This is a genomic window from Stappia sp. P2PMeth1, assembly GCF_900185735.1.
Taxonomy (GTDB): Bacteria; Pseudomonadota; Alphaproteobacteria; order Rhizobiales; family Stappiaceae; genus Stappia.
The window spans coordinates 89,075-104,857 of sequence record NZ_FYAW01000008.1; the positions used below are offsets into that span (position 1 = coordinate 89,075).

Annotated in this window: 18 protein-coding genes and 4 tRNA genes; 13 read left to right on the top strand and 9 right to left on the bottom strand. The window is 65.5% G+C overall.

Annotation, left to right across the window (positions count from 1 at the left end; all coding sequences use genetic code 11):
• Window positions 1-32 precede the first annotated feature (32 nt).
• Window positions 33-1,118: a lytic transglycosylase domain-containing protein gene (locus tag P2PM1_RS02580; RefSeq protein ID WP_186398022.1), complete on the top strand. Its 1,086-nt coding sequence runs from the start codon at window positions 33-35 to the stop codon at window positions 1,116-1,118.
• A gap of 184 nt (window positions 1,119-1,302) precedes the next feature.
• Entirely contained in the window at window positions 1,303-2,457 is a 1,155-nt protein-coding gene (locus P2PM1_RS02585; protein WP_186398023.1) for a DUF2336 domain-containing protein, read from the top strand.
• 38 nt (window positions 2,458-2,495) lie between these two features.
• Here P2PM1_RS02585 and P2PM1_RS02590 read toward each other — a convergent pair whose 3' ends face one another.
• The 3 genes from P2PM1_RS02590 to P2PM1_RS02600 form a co-directional block, all read right to left on the bottom strand.
• Window positions 2,496-3,023, bottom strand: coding sequence for an Hpt domain-containing protein (locus P2PM1_RS02590; RefSeq protein ID WP_186386430.1), 528 nt, complete (start codon window positions 3,021-3,023; stop codon window positions 2,496-2,498).
• An 85-nt stretch (window positions 3,024-3,108) separates the two neighbouring features.
• Window positions 3,109-3,687 (bottom strand): response regulator, encoded by a 579-nt coding sequence (locus tag P2PM1_RS02595; RefSeq protein ID WP_244292940.1) that lies wholly within the window; start codon window positions 3,685-3,687, stop codon window positions 3,109-3,111.
• Window positions 3,688-3,783: 96 nt separating this feature from the next.
• On the bottom strand, window positions 3,784-4,566 hold the full coding sequence (locus P2PM1_RS02600) for an NAD kinase (RefSeq protein WP_186386431.1): 783 nt from the start codon (window positions 4,564-4,566) through the stop codon (window positions 3,784-3,786).
• A gap of 70 nt (window positions 4,567-4,636) precedes the next feature.
• On the opposite strand from P2PM1_RS02600, the gene cutA reads away from it, so the two are divergent.
• Window positions 4,637-4,960, top strand: a complete 324-nt coding sequence (cutA, locus tag P2PM1_RS02605; protein ID WP_244292942.1) for a divalent-cation tolerance protein CutA — start codon at window positions 4,637-4,639, stop codon at window positions 4,958-4,960.
• A gap of 18 nt (window positions 4,961-4,978) precedes the next feature.
• On the opposite strand, the gene P2PM1_RS02610 is transcribed toward cutA, so the two are convergent.
• The 3 genes from P2PM1_RS02610 to P2PM1_RS02620 form a co-directional block, all read right to left on the bottom strand.
• Complete coding sequence (locus tag P2PM1_RS02610) at window positions 4,979-5,893, bottom strand: cytochrome c (protein WP_186386433.1); 915 nt, start codon at window positions 5,891-5,893, stop codon at window positions 4,979-4,981.
• Between the two features lie 109 nt (window positions 5,894-6,002).
• Window positions 6,003-6,446, bottom strand: a complete 444-nt coding sequence (locus P2PM1_RS02615) for a cytochrome c (protein WP_186398024.1) — start codon at window positions 6,444-6,446, stop codon at window positions 6,003-6,005.
• A gap of 127 nt (window positions 6,447-6,573) precedes the next feature.
• Window positions 6,574-7,422, bottom strand: coding sequence for a transcriptional regulator (locus tag P2PM1_RS02620; RefSeq protein ID WP_186386435.1), 849 nt, complete (start codon window positions 7,420-7,422; stop codon window positions 6,574-6,576).
• A 153-nt stretch (window positions 7,423-7,575) separates the two neighbouring features.
• On the opposite strand from P2PM1_RS02620, the gene P2PM1_RS02625 reads away from it, so the two are divergent.
• A complete protein-coding gene (locus P2PM1_RS02625; protein WP_186398025.1) occupies window positions 7,576-8,643 on the top strand; it encodes a fatty acid desaturase in 1,068 nt (355 codons plus the stop codon).
• 29 nt (window positions 8,644-8,672) lie between these two features.
• Here the strand turns inward: P2PM1_RS02625 and P2PM1_RS02630 are convergent, their stop codons facing one another.
• From P2PM1_RS02630 to P2PM1_RS02640, 3 genes are all read right to left on the bottom strand, one after another.
• Window positions 8,673-9,398: an orotate phosphoribosyltransferase gene (locus P2PM1_RS02630; protein WP_371636306.1), complete on the bottom strand. Its 726-nt coding sequence runs from the start codon at window positions 9,396-9,398 to the stop codon at window positions 8,673-8,675.
• A 102-nt stretch (window positions 9,399-9,500) separates the two neighbouring features.
• Window positions 9,501-9,576: transfer RNA gene (locus tag P2PM1_RS02635), tRNA-Thr, on the bottom strand.
• A 91-nt stretch (window positions 9,577-9,667) separates the two neighbouring features.
• Entirely contained in the window at window positions 9,668-10,696 is a 1,029-nt protein-coding gene (locus tag P2PM1_RS02640) for an RNA methyltransferase (protein ID WP_186398026.1), read from the bottom strand.
• Window positions 10,697-10,904: 208 nt separating this feature from the next.
• Between P2PM1_RS02640 and P2PM1_RS02645 the strand changes: the two genes are divergently transcribed.
• The 9 genes from P2PM1_RS02645 (at window position 10,905) to rplJ (ending at window position 15,760) form a co-directional block, all read left to right on the top strand.
• A tRNA-Tyr gene (locus tag P2PM1_RS02645) sits at window positions 10,905-10,989 on the top strand.
• An 18-nt stretch (window positions 10,990-11,007) separates the two neighbouring features.
• Window positions 11,008-11,081 (top strand) — tRNA-Gly (locus P2PM1_RS02650).
• A 137-nt stretch (window positions 11,082-11,218) separates the two neighbouring features.
• Complete coding sequence (gene tuf / locus P2PM1_RS02655) at window positions 11,219-12,394, top strand: elongation factor Tu (protein ID WP_186386438.1); 1,176 nt, start codon at window positions 11,219-11,221, stop codon at window positions 12,392-12,394.
• Between the two features lie 199 nt (window positions 12,395-12,593).
• A tRNA-Trp gene (locus tag P2PM1_RS02660) sits at window positions 12,594-12,669 on the top strand.
• 104 nt (window positions 12,670-12,773) lie between these two features.
• Window positions 12,774-12,971, top strand: a complete 198-nt coding sequence (secE, locus tag P2PM1_RS02665) for a preprotein translocase subunit SecE (protein ID WP_067216551.1) — start codon at window positions 12,774-12,776, stop codon at window positions 12,969-12,971.
• A gap of 32 nt (window positions 12,972-13,003) precedes the next feature.
• Window positions 13,004-13,534 (top strand): transcription termination/antitermination protein NusG, encoded by a 531-nt coding sequence (gene nusG / locus P2PM1_RS02670; protein ID WP_186386439.1) that lies wholly within the window; start codon window positions 13,004-13,006, stop codon window positions 13,532-13,534.
• A gap of 237 nt (window positions 13,535-13,771) precedes the next feature.
• Window positions 13,772-14,203, top strand: a complete 432-nt coding sequence (rplK, locus tag P2PM1_RS02675; RefSeq protein WP_186386440.1) for a 50S ribosomal protein L11 — start codon at window positions 13,772-13,774, stop codon at window positions 14,201-14,203.
• 4 nt (window positions 14,204-14,207) lie between these two features.
• On the top strand, window positions 14,208-14,903 hold the full coding sequence (rplA, locus tag P2PM1_RS02680; protein ID WP_186386441.1) for a 50S ribosomal protein L1: 696 nt from the start codon (window positions 14,208-14,210) through the stop codon (window positions 14,901-14,903).
• Between the two features lie 338 nt (window positions 14,904-15,241).
• Window positions 15,242-15,760 (top strand): 50S ribosomal protein L10, encoded by a 519-nt coding sequence (rplJ, locus tag P2PM1_RS02685; protein ID WP_186386442.1) that lies wholly within the window; start codon window positions 15,242-15,244, stop codon window positions 15,758-15,760.
• Window positions 15,761-15,783 lie beyond the last annotated feature (23 nt).

Consider the following 15,783-nt stretch of genomic DNA (forward strand, 5'->3'; position numbering starts at 1 on the left):
CCTAAGACATCCGTGACGCAGGAGAGCGGAGCATGAAAGTCGGCGAACCGATCTCGATCGCGTCGAGGATCGAGCAGGCGTTCCAGTCGGCCAGCACGACGACCGGCACCTCCTTCGAGTATCTGGTGAAGACGGCGAAGCGGGAATCCAACTTCGTCGAGACGGCGCGGGCGCGCACATCCAGCGCGACCGGCCTCTTCCAGTTCATCGAAAGCACCTGGCTGGAAACGGTCAAGGAGGCGGGCGGGCGCCATGGCCTTGGCCAATATGCCGACCAGATCGAGCGAACGGCCAGCGGCAAGTACCGGGTGGCCGATCCGGCGATGCGCGAGAAGATTCTCAACCTGCGCAACGACGCGCATATCTCCTCGATGATGGCGGGCGAACTGACCCAGAAGAACGCCGCCTATCTGAGCGAGAAGCTCGGCCGGGCGCCGAGCGAGGGCGAACTCTACATCGCGCATTTCCTGGGCGCGGGCGGTGCACACAAGCTGATCTCGCTGGCCCAGAGCCAACCGGATCTCGCCGCCGACCGGGTGTTCGCGCGCCAGGCGAAGGCCAACAAGCCGATCTTCTACGACCGAAGCGGCGCGCGCAGCGTGTCCGAGGTCTATGCCAACCTGGTCTCCAAGCACGGCGGGCCGATGCCGGCCCTGCCGGGCGCGCGCGGCACCATGGTCGCCAGCCTGCCGGAAGCCAAGCCCGCAGGGGCGACGGAGCTTGCCTATGCTCCCGCGCAAGGAACGGACAGGTCCGGCGCGGACGGCAATCCGACCAGTCGGGTGCTGACGGCGTGGTCGGCGACCGACGACATTTCCTCGCCGTTCCATGCGCTGTTCCGCAATGGCATGGAGGCCCGCCGGGTGTCGTTCGACTCGCGCTTTACCTCCGCCTTTGCTGCCCAGGAAGCGGGGCAGGCCGAAGCGTTGGAGCGGGCCGCGGCCCGTCTGGAAATGGCCTCCGCCAGCGACGCTTATGCCGAGCGCCGATCCCGGATCCTGACCGAGGCAGGTGCACAGAGGACGGCAAGTCTGGTTCGCAGCCAGCCGATGGACCTGACCGGCTTCCTCAACTACAGGCCAGCCTTCTCGCAGAAGGAGCTTCTGCCACCGGTATGAACTGCCGGCAGCGGTGAAGCCATGGGCGGCGTGCGGTCCTGATCGGTCGCGCGCCTTTATGCGTTTCCGTCTGCTGCCGATCATGGTGAACGAAGGTTTTATGGTGAACGAAGCTTTAAGCGTTTTGGCCCCAGACTGGTGACCTGCGCTGCGATACGCGGCGCGACCCAGGGGACTACGCATCATGATCGTGCATCAGTTTCTGCGTTGGATGGCAGATGCGCCGGTGGCCCGGCGGGCGGAAGCGACAAGCGCGCTGGCGCGGGCCTATCTTCACTCACAGATGACCTCGGAAGACCGCGACGCGGCCGAGGCGGCGATGATCATCCTGCTCGACGATCCGGCGGTGCAGGTGCGGCGGGCATTGGCCGAGGCGCTGTCGCGCAGCGAGCAGGCTCCCCGCGAAGTGGTGCTGGCGCTGGCGAGTGATCTGCCGGAGGTCGCCCTGCCCATTCTGGAGCGGTCGCCGGTGCTGCTCGACGCGGAACTGGTCGATGCCATCGGCGGGGTTTTCGACCCTCTGCCGGCGGCAGTCGCGCGCCGTTTCCATCTGTCGGCGCAGGTGGCCGCCGCGATTGCCGAGGTCGGCTCGCTGCAGGCGTGTCAGGCGCTGGCCGAGAACGAAACGGCCGAGATCCCTCGCTTCAGCCTGGTGCGGCTGGCGGAGCGGCACGGCAAGGACGCGGTTCTGCGCGAGGCGCTGATGGCCCGTCCCGGCATTCCCATCGAGATCCGCCAGATGCTGTTGAAACAGGTGGGCGACCTCTTGAGCGATCACCCTCTGGTTCGCAGGGGGTTGAAGGAGGAGCGTGCCCGGACCGTGGTCGCGGAGGCGCGGGAACGCGCGACCGTGACGCTGGCGAGCCAGGCCGGTCCGCAGGACACCGAGGCCCTGGTCGGACATTTGCTGGAAACGGGACAGTTGACCGCCGGGCTGCTCTTGCGAGCGCTCTGCACGGGCAACATACGTCTTTTCAATGCGGCGCTGGTGCGCCTGTCCGGCATGGGCGCGGAACGCGTGCAAACGGTGCTGGAGACCGGCCGCGGGCTGGCGGTCCGGGCTCTGCTTGCGCGGGCGGGCCTGCCTGCACGCACTCATCCGCTGATCCAGGTTGCTGTCGGCGTGTGGCGGGATCTTGCCCGCGAAATCTCCCCGGATCTCGTCATCCCGTCGAACCCGGCCGTTGCACGGCTGATGATTGCCGAGGTTCTGGAGCGCTACCAGTCGCAGGATGGGGTGGAGGCCGACGACCTCGTGGTGATGCTGCGCCGCTTTTCCTCGGAGATCGCCCGCGAGGCCGCCCGCGCCTTCGTCGACCGCACGCTGGCTGCGGCCTGAGAGAGCGGCCGCAGGCGGGCCTGCAATCGCGGCAAGCGTCAGTCTTCCTCGCCGTCGCCGTGCCGGGCGAGATAGTCGGAGGTCACGTCGGCGAGCCGCTCGACCAGCGCTCGGGCCGTTGCATTGTCCTCTTGCTGGCCGATCTCGGCGATCATGGCGCGGATCGCGTCCACATGCTGCGCGACGAGCGTGAGCGGGATCTTCTCCGCCTCGAGATGTTCCATCAGGTGGCACAGGTTTCCGGCGACCGCTCCGACAAGGGGATAGCCAAAGGTACTCGCCTGGCCCTTGATGTCGTGGGAGGCGCGAAACAGGGTGTCGCGGCGTTCCGGATCGTTGATCCCGTTCTTCTGGATGTCGGCCCAGGCCTCCGCCAGCGTCTCCACTTCATCGGCCATCCAGGTGTCGAAATCCTGAGACAGGCGCTCAAGGGCGGCCTCGGCCGACTTGATCGGATCGAAGCGCGCGGCTTCGCGCTCGCTCAGGACGCGAACCTTGGCGCGCAAGTCGCGCGGCGGCTTGACGAGTTCGTAGCCATCATTCTGCTTGCTCGGGTCGCTGCTCATAATCTTCTTTCGCTCCCGCTGCAGGCCCTGGCCCGCGTCCTCGTCGACAGGGTCTTGCCGCACAGGCTGCCGCGGACTTGCGGCTTTATCCGGTTTTCGATTCCTTGGTCGCCCGCGAAGGCTGACTTTGCGGGAGTTCCGCAGGGTCGTCCAGAGTGTATCCGTCTTCCGCCGGACGTCCGCGGCGTTCGCCTCCCTGGAAACTCGGGTTCTGGAACCGCCGCCGGTCCGGTCCGAAGAAGCCCTTCGTCCGGACGAAGTCCCGCTGATTAAGGATGCAGTTCGCGATCCGCAGATAGAGGCCGCGTGCCGACACCGGCTTGCACATCACCTCGGTCACGCCGCTGTCGCGGGCCTGGATGACACGACGCTTCTGCGTATGGGCGGTGATCGCGATGATGGGGACGAAACAGCCGGGCGCTTGCGAGGCACGGATGCGGCGCGTGAGCTCGTTTCCGTCGACCAGCGGCATGAGCCAGTCGAGAATGACGACGTCGGGGTCGTTGCGGGAAATCTCCTCCAGCGCGGCCGCACCGTCTTCGGCCTCGTAGATCGCCTTCACGCCGAAGCCAGCCACCATCGCCCGCAGGATCCGGCGCATGTTGGTGTTGTCGTCGACGATCAGGACCCGGATCCGGCCGAGGTCGAGATGAGGCAGTTGCATTGCCGTTTCGGTCCAGCGTGAAGTCCATCTCGGAACGTTCGAAAGATTGCACGCAGAACTTAATTATTCGCGAAACAAGGTGTGCTTGCGACCGCGTCAGTAGCGGAACATTTCCGACAGGATACGCTCGTCCCAATTATGGTCGGCATCGAACAGGGCGAGACTGGACGAGGACTTCTCCTCGCGCACGCGGACCTCGATGACGTTGCGGATCTCGGTGTAGTCGGCCGCGGCGCTGACGGGGCGCTTGGCCGCTTCCAGCACGCTGATCCGGACATTTACATAATTCGGGAGGAGTGCCCCGCGCCAACGCCGGGGGCGGAAAGCGCTGATGGGCGTCAGGGCCAGCAACTGCGCGTCGATGGGCAGGATCGGGCCATGCGCCGACAGGTTGTAGGCAGTGCTTCCGGCTGGCGTTGCGACCAGAACGCCGTCGCATACGAGCTCTTCCATGCGCACGCGGTCATCGACCGAAATGCGGAGCTTGGCGGCCTGATGGGTCTGGCGGAGCAGGGAGACCTCGTTGATCGCCAGAGCGGAATGAATGTGGCCAAAGGCGTCGGTGGCTTCCATCACCAGCGGATGGATCCGGCTGACCACCGCGCGGGCGATCCGCTCCGGCAGGTCGTCGTCGCCATATTCGTTCATCAGGAAGCCGACAGAGCCGCGATTGAGTCCGTAGATCGGTTTTCCGGTGTTCATGAAGCGGTGAAGGGTCTGCAACATCAAGCCGTCACCGCCAAGCGCGACGATGACGTCGGCCTGCTTGGGGTCATGTGCGCCATAGCGACGCTGGAGCTGATCGCGGGCACGCTCCGCCTCATCGGTCTCACTTGAGACGAAGGCAAGTTTTTCGATAGTCTGCGGCAGGCGATCCATGCTCATCACGTAGCACGGGCCGGCGATTTTGGGGACCCGTCTTTTGATGCAGGGCGAAATGGATATCCGGTTGATCTACGCGACTTTTCCCGACACCGACACGGCCCGCGCGGCGGCCCGGAAGCTGGTCGGCGAGGGGCTGGCGGCCTGCGTCAACATGTGGCCGGGCATGACCTCCGTCTATCGCTGGCAGGGGACGCTGGAGGAAGGCCAGGAGGTGGTGTTCCTGGCCAAGACGACGCGGTCGCGGGCACGCGAGGCCATCGAGGCGGTCGTGCAGGCGCATCCCTATGACGAGCCGGCGGTGATGCTGTTGCCCGTGGAAGGAGGCAGCGCGTCTTTCCTTGAATGGATCCGCAGGGAGACGGGCAGCGAGGAGTTTGACGGCACCTGACTGGGCGACCGCCTTGCGTCAGGAGCCTCCGGCGGGTATCGGCGCGATCGCTTTCAGATAGGCGCCAACGGCCGCACGGTCCTCCGCCGGGAGCCTTGCCCAGTTCGACTGAACCGAGGCCATGCTGCCGCCGACGCTGTCGAAGTCCGGGGTGAAGCCGCTTTCCAGATAATAGGCGATATCGGCTGCCGACCACGACCCGATCCCCTGCTGCGAGGGGGTGATGTTGGGGATGCTTCCTTCGCCGTCCGGGTTGGGGCCACCGGCCATCCAGCGGGCCGTGTCGAGCCCGCCGAGGACATTGCGGGGCGTGTGACATTCGGCACAATGGCCGGCGCCGGTCACGAGGTAAGCACCGCGTTCCGCCTCCGCTCCGGCATCGGCTGCGAGCGCCGGGGCTTTCGTGTCGAGGAACAGCAGTTTCCACATTCCGAGCGCACTGCGCCAGGAGAAGGGGAAGGCCAGATCGTGGTCCGCTACCTGGTTGTCCGAGGCCGGCAGCGTGTCGAGATAGGCCTTCATGTCGATGAGGTCCTCCGCCTTCATGTTGCGGTAGGAGCCATAGGGAAAGGCCGGGTAGTAGTGCAGGCCCTGCGGCGAGGTGCCGTGGATCATCGCGTTCAGGAAGTCGGTGACGGACCAGCCGCCGATGCCGGCTTCCGAGGGCGAGATGTTGGGCACGCGGAACAGGCCGAAGGGCGTGTTCAACTCCACGCCTCCGGCCAGCACCAGCTTGTCGTCACCGCTCGCGCCGGGCGCGGCGTGGCAGGACGCGCAGCCGCCGGCCCAGAACATCCGCTCGCCATTGACGAGATCCGGCTGGTGCGCGGGAACGGCGGCGGAATCGACCCGCTCGGGCCGGGTGAGATACAGGCCACCGGCGATCAGCAGCAGGAACACGCCGAGGAGGCGGCGGAAGGTGCGGCGGGTCATGGGCTGCTCCGGAACATGTCATGCAAATGGCTGCCGGCCGGCAGAACCGATCCGCGCGCGGAACGGGGGCTCCAGCGCGCGAACCGGCATATTCAAGGCCCTTGTTAGATCAGTTCTTCTTGACGCGGTAGGGCTCGTGGCAGGCGCGGCAGTTCTGGGCGACCGCTCCGAACGCGGGCTTCAGCGCATCGAGGCTCTCGCCGGCCGCCGGGATCGCGGCCATCGCGGCTGTCTGCATGTCGAGAGCGATCTTCTCGAAGCCGGCACGGTCTTCCCAGATCTTCGGCCCGGCCTCGCTGGTCGGCGAATCGGCGCCTTCCGGAAACTGGGTGATGAAGCCGGCCGGTGTGACGAAAAGGACCCGCATCGCCAGGCTTGCGAGTTCCGGATCATAGGGCATCTCGCCCTTGACCATCTTGCCGAGCACGCCGGTGGCGGCACCGACGGACTTCATCATGGTCTGGCGGATCTCGATGGGATCGGCCGCGGCAAGCGACGTGGTTGCCAACAGCGGCACGAGAACGGCTGCCATGCGAAGGCAGGACTTGAACATGTCGTGATCTCCCTCAGGGTACGGCGCAACGTGCCGCCCGCCGGAAGTGTCGGCGCTTTCCCGCTGGCATCTCAAGATGTCTGATTTCACGAAGACGTGACATTCGCGGTCCTGACTCTAGCTCCCGTCAGCTTGCGGACAAGCTGCTCAGGTGGCCGGCGGCACGATCGGGACCGATGGTCGCTGCTCGGATCAGCATGTCGAAATGGCGGGTGAGGGCACGGATGTGCTCGACGGAGTTCACCACCAGATACAGGGAGCCGAGATAGAGGGCGGCGCGCTGCGGACCGAACACGGTATAGGGCGGCGAGAAGCGGCTGCGCGCGTCATAGAGGAACAGGCGGAAGGTCGGGTAGAGTTCTTCGGTGAGCCGGGCCATGTGGCGCAACTGGTCGCGACGGTCGGAGTCCGCCAAGCCGCTCCAGATGCCGCTGCCCCGGGCGAGCTGCTCAAGTGTCTGCAGCGGCATGCAGACCTCCATGTCGGTTTCCGGTCGGCGCGTATAGGCGAGGAGGCGGCGGCCCTGATCGGCCTTTGCCGCGGCTTTGGCGGTTTCGGGCGAGCCGAATTCGTATGCCAGAACGGCTTCTGTCCGCAGCAGGTCGGGAATGGTGCCGGGAACGTAGCGGATCTTGTAGCCGACCGCCTGCTGGTGCCAGGTCGCCAGCAAAGTCTCGCCTCGGCCGTTGTCCGTCTGTTCGATCTCGAGCGCTGGGGCGATGGCGGCGGCGTCGGAGGCGCTCTGGGTCAGCCCCAGCAGCCAGTCGGTGGTGACGCCCTCCGAACGGGCGATGTCGCACAGGGCTTCGGCGCGCGGCATTCGCGTGGACGCGGCATCGAGGAAATGGCTGAGCGCCGACCGGTCGAGGCCGACCCTGCCGGCGAAACGGCTGGGAGGTTCGCCGCGCCGGGCCATGAGCAGGCCTAGCCTTTCGCGGAAGACGGCTGCGAGTTCGCGCTTGTCGGTGCCCTTCATCGGCGGATCGTCCTCCCGGAAAATACAGAGAGTTATGTGTCTTCACACCACATGTGTGAAAGTACGCCTCATTCTCTATTTCATGATGAAATCACATTTATCGTTGGATAACGACACATTGTTCCGCGCCTGCAGTTCGCCACTGTCGGGAGCATGACCCAATTCGAGACCCTGCTGAACATCCCCTTTTCCCTGGAGACGCCGATACGCGAGGACCATGGGGACGCCGCCTGCTCTGGAGGCGTCGCTTCGGACGGGGTGGCGGACCATGAGGCGCTCGACTTCGCGGACCCGTTGCTGGTGTCGCGCGCCGTTCTGGAATGGCCGACGCTGGCGCTTGTCGGCGGTGTTCATGCCGCCTTCGCAGGACTTGTCGTTGCGGCTTCGGCTTCGGCAGGGAGCGGCTGGGAGCTGCTCTTCTGGCTTTGCCTGGTGCCGGTGATCACGCTGCACTCATCGCTGCAGCACGAATTGCTGCATGGGCATCCCTTCCGCGCTCCGCGTCTGAACGCCCTGCTCGCCGGATTGCCGCTCGGTCTCTTCGTTCCCTATTGGCGGTTTCGGGCGCTGCATATCGCCCATCACGACGATCCGCGCCTGACCGACCCTTACGAGGATCCCGAGAGCTGGTATCTGCACCCGCGCGACTGGCATGCCGCCGGACGTCTGCGGCGCGCCGTGTTGGCCTTCAACAACACGCTGCTGGGACGGATGTTGATTGGGCCGGCCATCGGCATGACGGGCTTTCTGATCGCCGATTGGCGGCTGGCGCGCAAGGGGCGGGGCGACGTGCTGCGAGCCTGGGGCGAGCATCTGGTGCTCGTTGGCATATTGCTGGCGCTGCTGCGGCTGCTGCCCGGCTTTTCGCTGCCGGTCTATATTGCCGCCTGTTATGGCGCGTGGTCGCTGCTATGCGTGCGCACGTTCCTGGAACACCAGGCGGAGGAGGCGGTCGGACACCGGACGGTGATCATCGAGGACCGGGGGCCGCTTGCCTTCCTGTTCCTCTTCAATTCGCTGCATGCGGTGCATCACCGCTTCCCGGCGGCGCCCTGGTACAGGCTGCCGGGGCTCTATCGCCGTCACCGCGCGGCGTTTCGCGCTGGCAATGGCGGCTATGTCTATCGCTCCTATCTGGAGATCGCCCGGCGCCATGCCTTCCGTGCCAAGGAGCCGGTGGAGCATCCGGTCCTGGCGCGGCGGCTGGAGAGCGGGGGGTAGACAAGCGCGAAAAGGGGGTGGGTGCCGCCTCAGACCGAGAATTCGGAAATGCCGCCATGGGCGGCGGACCACTTCAGCGGCTCGTTGAGGAAGGATTCGACGGAGGCCAGGGTCTTCTCGTCGAAATGGTTCTCGTCGCGAGCAACCGCGAGCACGTCGCGCCAGGTGGCGAGATAGTGCAGCGTCAGGCCGTTGCGGGCCATCGCTTCGTGGGTCTGCGGAAAGATGTCGTAGAAGAACAGAACGATGGCGTGGTCGACCTGGGCGCCGGCCTTGCGCAGCGCCTCGGCGAAACGGACCTTGCTGCCGCCGTCGGTGGTCAGGTCCTCGACCAACAGCACCCGGTCACCCTCCTTCAGCACGCCTTCGATCTGTGCATCGCGACCGAAGCCCTTCGGCTTCTTGCGCACATACTGCATCGGCAGGCCGAGACGTTCGGCGATCCAAGCGGAGAAGGGAATGCCGGCCGTCTCGCCGCCGGCAACCGCGTCGAGCGATTCGAAGCCGACATTGCGCAGGATGGTGGCGGTGGCGAAATCCATCAGCGTCGCGCGCAGGCGCGGGAAGGAAATCAGCTTGCGGCAGTCGATATAGACCGGGCTGGCAAGGCCGGAGGTCAGCTTGTAGGGCTCGTCGGCACGGAAATGAACCGCCTTGACCTCGAGCAGCATCCTGGCCGTCTGGCGTGACACGAAGGCGGGATCCGGGAAACCGATCGGGTTCATGTGCTGTCCTCTCGCTGCTGTATGCGCCATGCGGCGCTCCGCCGGCCCGGCTGCGGTGCGGCCGGGCAAAACCGTTCGACCCGCGATGCGGACCGTGCCGTGTTCGGACTGGAAAACATCGGGGAGAGTGGGTGGTGCCGGCAGCAGGATTCGAACCCGCGACCCCCTGATTACAAATCAGGTGCTCTACCAACTGAGCTATACCGGCAAACGCGGCCCCTGTAGCACGGTTCCGTGCGCCGCGCATCCGCTTTTGCGCCGGTTTCCAGCCGAAATCCCCGATGCAGTCGGCCCTGTCTCTATTTGCCGCCGGCGGCGGGGATCGCGCCTGCGCGCTCCAGCGCCTGCCGGACGATGTAGAGTGACAGCACCGCTGCGTTGGAGACGTTGAGCGAGGCGATGGCGCCCGGCATGTCGAGGCGGGCGAGCGCATCGCAGGCCTCCCTTACGCCCTGGCGCACGCCCTTGCCTTCGGAGCCGAGCACCAGCAGCACCTTGCCGCCCAGTTCCGTCTCTTCCAAACGTGCCGGGCCCTCGCTGTCGAGGGCGATGGTCTTGAAGCCTGCCTCGCGCATCTCGGTGACGAAGCGCGCCATGTTCTTCACGCGCACATGGCGGACCATGTCGAGCGCGCCTGAGGCGGACTTCGCCAGGACGGGGCCTTCCTCGGGCGCGTGCCGTTCGGTCGTGACCACCGCATCGGCGGCAAGCGCCACGGCGGAGCGCAGGATCGCGCCGACATTGTGCGGGTCGGTGACCTGATCGAGCGCCAGCACCAGCCGCGCCTTAGCGAGGTCACGCGCGCCGAAGGCGGGCAGGGGATCGGCTTCCAGCACGGCGCCCTGATGCACCGCGTCGCGCCCGACCAGATGATCGAGCTGGCGCGGATTGACGGTTTCCACGGGAACGTCGAACGCGATACCGCGCTCGGCCAGGCGGCGCTGGGCGTTCTCGGTCGCGAGCAGCCGGTGGCGCCTGCGGTCGGGATTGCGGAAGGCCGCCTCGATGGTATGAAGACCATAGAGCAGGACGGGGCCCTCGGCGGCCTCACCGCCCTGCGGGTGGCGGGCGCGCGGCTTGGCAAAGGGCCGGCGACCGGCGCCGTCATGGGCAGCGCCCTGCGGCGTCTGCCTGGGGCCGCCTTTCCTGGCCTCGCTCTTGGACCACCGGCCGCTGTCGGCCTTTCCTCCGCCCTTCTGCTCGTTCCTTTGCGCGCCTGCGGGGCCGCCCCGCGGCTTGCTGCGCGCGCGTGCCGGGCGCTCGGCGCCGCTGTCTTCGGGACTGGCTTGTGCGCCGGCTGGGCCGGCCGGTGTATCGGGTCTGGTCATATCCTTGCGATTATCCGCAGGGCGATCCTCCGGCAAGGAGAAAGCGCTGCCGGAAGGGTCGTCGTTTTTGTGTCCAAAGGGGATAAATGGGTGTTGACACCCCCATGCCGGTTCTACATAACACGCGCCACGGGAGCGGCCTCGCGATTGTTTCGCGGGGCGTTTTCGTGAAGCCATCCAGGGCGCTTCGGCGACAGGGCGGTGAAACGGAGGAGTGCCCGAGTGGTTAAAGGGGACGGACTGTAAATCCGTTGGCTTGGCCTACGTTGGTTCGAATCCAACCTCCTCCACCATCCCCCCTGCGGCAGGCGGCGGGTGTAGCTCAATGGTAGAGCAGCAGCCTTCCAAGCTGATGACGAGGGTTCGATTCCCTTCACCCGCTCCACTTTTCGAGTGACGCTGCTGCTCCTGACCAGGCTTTACGACAAACGCGCATGCCCTGCTTAGCATCCACCGCCCTGGGGCGGTCGGGTCTTGATCGAAATGATGGACTTAACCGCAAGTTAACAGAGAGCGACGCCGATGGCGAAAGCAAAGTTTGAGCGGACGAAGCCGCACGTGAACATTGGCACGATCGGCCACGTCGACCATGGCAAGACGACGCTGACGGCGGCGATCACGAAGTTTTTCGGCGAGTTCAAGGCGTATGACCAGATCGACGCGGCGCCGGAAGAGCGGGCCCGCGGCATCACGATCTCGACGGCGCATGTCGAGTACGAGACGGAAGCGCGTCACTACGCGCATGTCGACTGCCCGGGTCACGCCGACTACGTGAAGAACATGATCACGGGTGCGGCGCAGATGGACGGCGCGATCCTGGTCTGCTCGGCGGCCGACGGCCCGATGCCGCAGACCCGCGAGCACATCCTGCTGGCCCGTCAGGTCGGCGTTCCGGCTCTGGTGGTGTTCCTGAACAAGGTCGACCAGGTGGACGATGCCGAGCTGCTCGAGCTGGTGGAGATGGAAGTGCGCGAGCTGCTTTCGTCCTACGAGTTCCCGGGCGACGACATTCCGATCGTTGCCGGTTCTGCGCTTGCGGCTCTCGAGGGTCGCGACGAGGCGATCGGCGAGACGAAGATCCGCGAGCTGATGGCTGCGGTCGACGACTACATCCCGACGCCGGAGCGTCCGGTGGACATGCCGTTCCTGATGCCGATCGAGGACGTGTTCTCGATCTCGGGCCGCGGCACGGTTGTGACGGGTCGCGTCGAGCGCGGCATCGTGAAGGTTGGCGAGGAAGTCGAGATCGTCGGCATCCGCGACACCCGGAAGACGACGGTGACGGGCGTCGAGATGTTCCGCAAGCTTCTGGACCAGGGCCAGGCCGGCGACAACATCGGCGCGCTGATCCGCGGCGTTGGCCGTGAGGACGTGGAGCGTGGTCAGGTTCTGTGCAAGCCGGGTTCGGTGACGCCGCACACGAAGTTCAAGGCCGAGGCCTACATCCTGACGAAGGAAGAGGGTGGCCGTCACACGCCGTTCTTCACCAACTACCGTCCGCAGTTCTACTTCCGCACGACGGACGTGACGGGTGTGGTGTCGCTGCCGGAAGGCACGGAGATGGTGATGCCGGGCGACAACGTGTCGGTCGAGGTCGAGCTGATCGTGCCGATCGCGATGGAAGAGGGCCTGCGCTTCGCGATCCGCGAAGGCGGCCGTACCGTCGGCGCCGGCGTCGTCGCCTCCATCATCAAGTAACCAACAAGGCGGAACGGATACCCCGTTCCCTGCCAGACGGTTCAAGGGCGTCGCCTCCGGGCGGCGCCCTTTGCCGTTTTCGGGGTTCCAGGCCGGCGGGCGCCCGGAAAAACCGCAAGGATGTGAATTATTTGCCGCAAGGTGCATTTCACGCTTGAAGCGGCGGGGAAAGTTATCTAAGTCAGGTCGCGAAAGGTCTAGGGGTGTAGCTCAGTTGGTAGAGCATCGGTCTCCAAAACCGAGGGCCGGGGGTTCGAGTCCCTCCGCCCCTGCCACCTTTGCTCTTGATCGACGGGCCGTTAGGCCTTAATTAGGGCTTTCGACCAAGGCGCGTGGATGATTCCGCGCGCCTGTGCGTCGTGAAAAGACCGGCAGTTGAATGGCGAAATCGAATCCTTTCACGTTTATCGACGAAGTTCGCAAGGAAACGTCGAAGGTGACGTGGCCTACGCGCAGGGAAACCGCAGTGACCACCGTCATGGTGTTCATCATGGTCTTCCTCGCCGCCATCTTCTTTTTGCTCGCCGACTGGCTGATGGGTCAGGGCATCGGCTTGCTCCTGGGTCTCGGCAACTGAGCGGACCTGGTACACAATCGGCTTGAGGGATTATGGCCAAGCGTTGGTATATCGTCCACGCCTACTCGAATTTCGAGAAGAAGGTGGCGGATGCGATTCGGGAAAAGGCGCAGCAGCAGGGGCTTGAGGATCTCTTCGAGGAGATTCTCGTTCCGACTGAGAAGGTCGTCGAGGTGCGGCGGGGCCGCAAGGTCGACGCCGAGCGCAAGTTCTTTCCCGGCTATGTCCTGGTCAAGATGGAGATGACCAACGAGGCGTTCCACCTGATCAAGAACACGCCGAAGGTTACGGGGTTCCTCGGCGCCGATCAGAAGCCGGTTCCGATCTCGGATTCCGAGGCGATGCGGATCCTGCACCAGGTGCAGGAGGGCGTCGACCGGCCGAAGCCGTCCGTCAGCTTCGAGATCGGCGAGCAGGTCAGGGTGTCGGACGGCCCCTTCGCCTCGTTCTCCGGCCTCGTCGAGGAAGTGGACGACGAGCGCGCCCGGCTCAAGGTCGCGGTGTCGATCTTCGGCCGCGCAACGCCGGTCGAGCTGGAATACGGACAGGTCGAGAAGCTCTGAGTTTTCCGGTCCGGGGGTTGCCGTTCGGCATCCCGGGCCGTTTGTCGCGTCCGCCGGCCTGTCCGGCGGTTCGGCAAGCCCGGCGATCCGTCGCCGGTGTCCGTCCTGGGCGGACAGACGGGGCAGATCCCCGCTCCCTGGTGGGAGACCTGATGCGATCCCTTCGCCGGACGCATGACGGCCGCACCACCTGATCTGAAGACGCCGGACATCCGGCAGCGCCAGTTGGAGAGACGAATGGCGAAGAAAATCGAAGGTTACATCAAGCTGCAGGTGCCGGCCGGCTCCGCGACCCCGTCGCCGCCGATCGGTCCGGCGCTCGGTCAGCGTGGCCTCAATATCATGGAGTTCTGCAAGGCGTTCAACGCGCAGACCCAGGATATCGAGAAGGGCGCTCCCTGCCCGGTGGTCATCACCTATTACTCCGACCGCTCCTTCACCTTCGTGGTGAAGACGGCTCCGGTCAGCTTCTTCCTGAAGAAGGCCTCCGGCCTGAAGTCCGGATCGAAGACGCCGGGCAAGGGCGGGTTCGTCGGCAAGGTCACCCGTGACCAGGTCCGCGAGATCGCGGAAGCGAAGATGAAGGACCTGAACGCGAACGACATCGACGCAGCCATGCTGATGGTCGAAGGTTCGGCGCGGTCCATGGGTCTCGAGGTCACGGAGTAAGACGATGGCGAAGGTTGGAAAGCGCATCAAGTCTGCCCGCGAGGGCGTCGACCGCAACAAGCTCTATGCCCTCGACGAGGCGCTGGCGCTGGTCAAGGAACGGGCTACCGCCAAGTTCGACGAGTCCGTCGAGATCGCCATCAACCTCGGCGTTGACCCGCGTCACGCCGACCAGATGGTTCGCGGCGTCTGCGTGCTGCCGAACGGCACGGGCAAGACGGTTCGCGTCGCGGTCTTCGCGCGTGGCGACAAGGCCGATGAGGCCAAGGCGGCGGGCGCGGACATCGTCGGCGCCGAGGAACTGGTCAACGAGGTTCAGGGCGGCAAGATCGATTTCGATCGCTGCATCGCCACGCCGGACATGATGCCGCTGGTCGGTCGTCTCGGCAAGGTGCTCGGCCCGCGCGGTCTGATGCCGAACCCGAAGGTCGGCACCGTGACCCCGGACGTCGCCTCGGCCGTGCGTGACGCCAAGGGCGGCGCCGTGCAGTTCCGCGTCGAGAAGGCCGGTATCATTCACGCCGGTGTCGGCAAGACCTCGTTCGAGGCCGACAAGCTGAGCGAGAATATCAAGGCGATCGTCGATGCGGTGGTCAAGGCCAAGCCGTCGGGTGCCAAGGGCACCTATCTGAAGCGCGTCGCCATCAGCTCGACCATGGGTCCGGGCCTGAAGGTCGATGTCTCGACGGTGACCGCCTGACCCACGGGTCCGCGGCGCGCGTGACGCGCCGCATCACAAGAATTCCGTCCGGCGTGACCGTCGGGCGGATCGCCTGCCGGAGACGGCAGGTGTCCTGTCCGAGACTGCAGGTGCGATCCTGGCTTTTGCCCTGATCGTTTAAGCCCAACGGGCCTGCATAGACGGGTGCGAACCGAAATCACGGCCTAGCCGCCGGTTCGAACCGTTTGTCCTTGCCGCGCCGTCATGGCTCGCGAGGGGGCAGGATCCTCGGTGTTGTCCACCGGTGGTTCCGCAAGGCACCGCCGAGGGGCGGCAGAGACAAACCGGCGGCGCAAGCCGCCAAATGGAGTAGGCAAGTGGAAAGAGCGGAGAAGCGAGAGTTCGTCGCGTCGTTCAACGAGGTGTTGAAGAACACCGGCGTTGTCGTCGTTGCGCACTACGCCGGCCTTTCGGTTGCGGAAATGACGGCCTTCCGGTCGCAGGTCCGTGCCGCCGGAGGTTCGGTCAAGGTCGCCAAGAACCGTCTTGTGAAGCTTGCCCTTCAAGGCACCGAGCTCGAGCACATCTCCGGCCTGTTTGCCGGCCCGACCGTCATCGCCTATTCGGACGATCCGGTCGCCGCCGCCAAGGCCACGGTGGCTTTCGCCAAGACCTCGAACAACCTGGTTGTTCTGGGTGGCGCGCTCGGCACGACCAACCTGAATGCGGACGGGGTCAAGGCGCTTGCCGAGATGCCGTCGCTCGACGAGCTGCGCGCGAAGCTGGTGGGCATGATCCAGACCCCCGCTTCCCGTATCGCCCAGGTTGTCAACGCTCCGGCCGGGCAGCTCGCCCGCGTCTTCGGCGCGTATGCCAAGAAGGACGAAGCCGCATAAGGCGGACCACAATCACACTGTCG

Coding starts and splice junctions, on each gene's coding strand:
- P2PM1_RS02580 (WP_186398022.1), top strand. CDS start 33: ATGAAAGTCGGCGAACCGATCTCGATCGCGTCGAGGATCGAGCAGGCG.
- P2PM1_RS02585 (WP_186398023.1), top strand. CDS start 1,303: ATGATCGTGCATCAGTTTCTGCGTTGGATGGCAGATGCGCCGGTGGCC.
- P2PM1_RS02590 (WP_186386430.1), bottom strand. CDS start 3,023: ATGAGCAGCGACCCGAGCAAGCAGAATGATGGCTACGAACTCGTCAAG.
- P2PM1_RS02595 (WP_244292940.1), bottom strand. CDS start 3,687: ATGCAACTGCCTCATCTCGACCTCGGCCGGATCCGGGTCCTGATCGTC.
- P2PM1_RS02600 (WP_186386431.1), bottom strand. CDS start 4,566: ATGGATCGCCTGCCGCAGACTATCGAAAAACTTGCCTTCGTCTCAAGT.
- P2PM1_RS02610 (WP_186386433.1), bottom strand. CDS start 5,893: ATGACCCGCCGCACCTTCCGCCGCCTCCTCGGCGTGTTCCTGCTGCTG.
- P2PM1_RS02615 (WP_186398024.1), bottom strand. CDS start 6,446: ATGTTCAAGTCCTGCCTTCGCATGGCAGCCGTTCTCGTGCCGCTGTTG.
- P2PM1_RS02620 (WP_186386435.1), bottom strand. CDS start 7,422: ATGAAGGGCACCGACAAGCGCGAACTCGCAGCCGTCTTCCGCGAAAGG.
- P2PM1_RS02625 (WP_186398025.1), top strand. CDS start 7,576: ATGACCCAATTCGAGACCCTGCTGAACATCCCCTTTTCCCTGGAGACG.
- P2PM1_RS02630 (WP_371636306.1), bottom strand. CDS start 9,398: ATGGCGCATACAGCAGCGAGAGGACAGCACATGAACCCGATCGGTTTC.
- P2PM1_RS02640 (WP_186398026.1), bottom strand. CDS start 10,696: ATGACCAGACCCGATACACCGGCCGGCCCAGCCGGCGCACAAGCCAGT.
- tuf (WP_186386438.1), top strand. CDS start 11,219: ATGGCGAAAGCAAAGTTTGAGCGGACGAAGCCGCACGTGAACATTGGC.
- secE (WP_067216551.1), top strand. CDS start 12,774: ATGGCGAAATCGAATCCTTTCACGTTTATCGACGAAGTTCGCAAGGAA.
- nusG (WP_186386439.1), top strand. CDS start 13,004: ATGGCCAAGCGTTGGTATATCGTCCACGCCTACTCGAATTTCGAGAAG.
- rplK (WP_186386440.1), top strand. CDS start 13,772: ATGGCGAAGAAAATCGAAGGTTACATCAAGCTGCAGGTGCCGGCCGGC.
- rplA (WP_186386441.1), top strand. CDS start 14,208: ATGGCGAAGGTTGGAAAGCGCATCAAGTCTGCCCGCGAGGGCGTCGAC.